This is a genomic window from Streptomyces sp. NPDC049577 (assembly GCF_040675635.1).
Classification (GTDB): domain Bacteria; phylum Actinomycetota; class Actinomycetes; order Streptomycetales; family Streptomycetaceae; genus Streptomyces.
The window spans coordinates 1-3,977 of the sequence record NZ_JBFAPH010000456.1 but is presented as its reverse complement, the minus strand read 5'-3'; the positions used below and the strand labels follow the sequence as shown (position 1 = coordinate 3,977).

Sequence of the window (3,977 nt, the reverse complement as noted above, 5' to 3'; positions counted from 1 at the left end):
GCCAGCTTGGTGACGGTGTTCCAGTTGCGCCCCGTTCCCGGCTGCCCGAGGCGCCGCTCGGTGAGCACCTTGGCGAGCTTCGAGTCCCGGATCCCCTCGGCGCAGTACAGGTACAGCTCGCGCTCGCCCAGGGCGAACTCCTCCGGCGCGTACGCGGCGGGGTCCAGGTCCGCGACGCCGGCGGCATCGACCGGACGTGCGAAGAACGTCACCACGAACCGCGCCGGATCGACGTCCCGCCCGGCGAACGGACTGCCTTCCACGACACGCCGCAGATCGGCCGCATCGCGGACCATACAGGTCACCGAGAAGCCCAGCTCCCGCTCGATGGCCTGCTCCAGCTCCGCCGCCAGGGCCTCCGGCGCGGCGGCCGGGTGGGTGAAGACGGCGTTGCCGCTGTTGAGATGCGTACGAACGGCGCCACAGCCCAGGCCGGCGAGCAGCTCGCGGAGGGTCTGCATGGGGACGCGTTTCTTACCGCCGACGTTGATGCCGCGCAGGAGGGCTACGTATGTGGTCACGCCGGTCACCCTAGGACCTGTCCGGCGGCTCCTCGCCGGGGGTGCCGGCCCGGTGGGAACACCGCCGGTCCGGCGCGCCGTGGCCGGTCAGCCGTCCGCACGGACCAGCCGCACCGTCACCACCTCGAACGGCCGCAGGGCCAGCCGGACGCCGTCGTCCTCCACCCGGGCCGTCTCCCGCGGCCGCTCCAGCAGGTCGCACAGCGACGCGGACGCCACCGCGAAGCCCGCCGCCAGGCGGATCCGGGCCCGCCCGCCCAGCGACTCGTACAGCCGCACGACGACGTCCCCGCTGCCGTCGTCCGCCAGTTTGACCGCCGAGATCACCGCCGCGTCGTCGTCGACCCGGACCAGCGGCGGGACGCCCGTGCTCCCCGGGTCTCCCGGCACCCGCCGCTCCGGCAGATTGATGGCGTACCCCTCCCGCACCGCGTCCCGCACGGACGCGCCCGGCACCAGCGCGTACCGGAAGCGGTGCACGCCCCGGTCCGTGCGCGGGTCCGGGAAACGGGGGGCCCGCAGCAGGGAGAGCCGCACCGTGGTGGTCGTGCCGCCGCCGTCCGCGCGGACCGCGCGCGTCACGTCGTAGCCGTACGTCGAGTCGTTCACCAGCGCCACGCCCCAGCCCGGCTCCGCCAGATGCACGAACCGGTGCGCGCACGCCTCGAACTTCGCCGCGTCCCAGCTCGTGTTGGTGTGCGTCGGCCGGCACAGATGGCCGAACTGCGTCTCGGCCGCCACCCGGTCCGTGTGCACGTCCAGCGGGAACGCGGCCTTGAGGAACTTCTCCGTCTCCTGCCAGTCGACCTCGGTCTCCACGTCCACCCGGCGCACCCCGGCCGGCAGCGAGATCCGCTGCTCGACGCGCGAGGAGCCGAAGGCGCGCACGACGTGCACCGAGCCGTCGTCCGCCGCGCGCAGCGTCTCGGCGTCCGTCAGATCGGTGACCGTGTTGCGGTAGAAGTGATCGACGTCCCACGCGTCCCACATGTTCGGGAAGTCCTGGTGGAGCTGGAGCAGATTGCCGGCCGCCCCGGGGGCGAGCGTCTCCCGGGCGGCCTCCCGGTCGTACACCGAGACGAGCAGCCCGCGCCCGTCGACGGCGACCCGCAGCAGCCCGTTGTCCAGCACGAATCCGCCGCCCTCGCGCGGCTCCACGGCGACCGGCGCCGGAGCGGAGGGCACCGCCGGGGCGGCCCCCAGCGCGGGCACCCCGCCGCGCGCGTGCGGCGTCGCGTTGAACAGCACGGTCGCGCCCGGCGAGCCGTCCCCGGCCAGTGCCGCCAGCGCGCCCGCGATGATCTCCTCCAGCTCCTTCGCCACCGCCGCGTACGTCTGCGCCGCCTCGCGGTGCACCCAGGCGATCGACGTGCCCGGCAGGATGTCGTGGAACTGGTGCAGCAGCACGGTCTTCCACAGCCGGTCGAGGCGCTCGTACGGGTAGCGGAAACCGGTCCGCACGGCGGCCGTCGCGGCCCACAGCTCGGCCTCGTGCAGCAGGTGCTCCGAGCGCCGGTTCCCCTGCTTGGTCCTGGCCTGGCTGGTCAGCGTGGCACGGTGCAGTTCCAGGTACAGCTCGCCGGCCCACACCGGCGCGTGGGCGTACTCGGCGTGGGCCTTCTCGAAGAACGCCGACGGTTTCTCGAAGGCCACCCGCGCGGAACCCTCCAGATTGGCCAGCCGCCTGGCCCGGGCCAGCATCTCCCGGGTCGTCCCGCCGCCGCCGTCACCCCAGCCGGTCGGCGCGAGCGAGCGCGTCGCCCCGCCCTTCTCCCGGAAGTTGCGGACGGCGTGCGCGAGCTCCTTGCCGGACAGCTGCGCGTTGTAGGTGTCGATCGGCGGGAAGTGCGTGAAGACGCGCGTGCCGTCGATGCCCTCCCACCAGAACGTGTGGTGCGGGAACTTGTTGCTCCGGCTCCAGGAGATCTTCTGCGTCAGGAACCACTTCGCCCCGGCCAGCTTCACCAGCTGCGGCAGCGCCGCCGAATAGCCGAAGCTGTCCGGCAGCCACACCTCCTCCGTCTCGATGCCGAACTCCTCCAGGAAGAAGCGCTTGCCGTGCACGAACTGCCGCGCCAGCGCCTCCCCGCCGGGCATGTTCGTGTCGGACTCCACCCACATGCCGCCGACCGGCACGAAGCGGCCCTCCGCGACCGCCTTCTTCACCCGCGCGTACACCTCGGGCCGGTGCTCCTTGATCCAGGCGAACTGCTGGGCCTGCGACATGGCGTAGACGAAGTCCGGCTCGTCCTCCAGCAGCGCGGTCATGTTCGCGGTCGTACGCGCCACCTTGCGGACCGTCTCGCGCAGCGGCCACAGCCACGCCGAGTCGATGTGGGCGTGCCCGACCGCGCTGATCCGGTGGGCCGAGGCGTGCGCCGGGGAGGCGAGCACGCCCGCCAGCGGCTCGCGCGCCCGCGCTGCCGTGCCGCCCACGTCCTGGAGGTCCACGGTGTCCAGGGCCCGCTCGACCGCCCGCAGGATCTCCCAGCGGCGCGGCGAGTCGACCGGCAGCTCGGTCATCAGCTCGCCCAGCACCTCCAGGTCCTGCACGAGCTCCCACACGGTCCGGTCGAAGACGGCGAGGTCCATGCGGGCCAGCCGGTAGCGCGGCGCCGCGTCCGCCGTCTCGCGGTCGCCCAGCTCCGTGGGGACGAACGGGTGGTAGTCGAGGATCACCGGGTTGGAGGACGCCTCGATGTGCAGCAGCACCGGCTCCCCGCCGCTCACCCGCTCGCCGATCCGCACCCACTGGTTGCGCGGGTTGAGGCCCTTCACCGGGGAGCCGTCCGGCCGGTAGACCAGCCCCTCGCACTGGAAGCCGGGCATGTTCTCGTCGAACCCCAGGTCGAGCAGCGCCTCGACGGTACGGCCCGCCCATTCCCGCGGCACCGTCCCGGACACGGTGAACCAGCTGGTGCCCCAGGGCGGGCCCCACGCCGCGCCGGCCTCGATCGGCGTCCGCTCGCCCGCCAGGCCCTCCGCGACGGACACGGGCTCGCCCGGCGCGTGCCACACCCCGACGGACAGCGGCACCGACACGGGGTGGACGGCCGGGCGGATGCGCTCCTTGAGGACCCGCTCCAGACGGGCCTCGGTGATGGTGCGGTCGTTGTGCATCGACGCGAGTCCTTACGGGAGGTCCACCGGGCCGGCCGGCGGAACGGGGGGCTACCAGGGGCTACCAGCGGAGGGTGACGGACGCGGGGGCCGAGGCGGCGTACAGCTCGTCGACGGCGCGCACCTCGACGCGGGTGGCCGCCTCCTCGGCCGTACGGCGCAGCGCGGGAACGTAGTAGGCATGCCCGCAGGTGCCGCCGAGGAAGCGGAAGCCGCCGCCCGGCAGGACCTGCCGCAGCTCGTAATGGCGCACGGGCCCGCTTGCCGCGCCCCAGGCCAGCCGCAGCGCCGCCGTGCCGTCGGGTGCGCGCCGGACGGCGGTGACGGCCGGCCGGC

The 3,977-nt window shown here is 73.8% G+C and carries 2 protein-coding genes and 1 pseudogene; all 3 read right to left on the bottom strand.

All coding sequences use genetic code 11. The features are described 5' to 3' along the window. On the bottom strand, positions 1 to 521 hold a 521-nt coding region (locus AB0K09_RS30800), incomplete at its 3' end, for a DUF1697 domain-containing protein (protein WP_366068698.1). Positions 522 to 608: 87 nt separating this feature from the next. Then, positions 609 to 3,641 (bottom strand): glycoside hydrolase family 38 C-terminal domain-containing protein, encoded by a 3,033-nt coding sequence (locus tag AB0K09_RS30795; RefSeq protein ID WP_366068696.1) that lies wholly within the window; start codon positions 3,639 to 3,641, stop codon positions 609 to 611. A 61-nt stretch (positions 3,642 to 3,702) separates the two neighbouring features. Beyond that, positions 3,703 to 3,977, bottom strand: a pseudogene (locus AB0K09_RS30790) (endo-beta-N-acetylglucosaminidase); the annotation flags it as partial.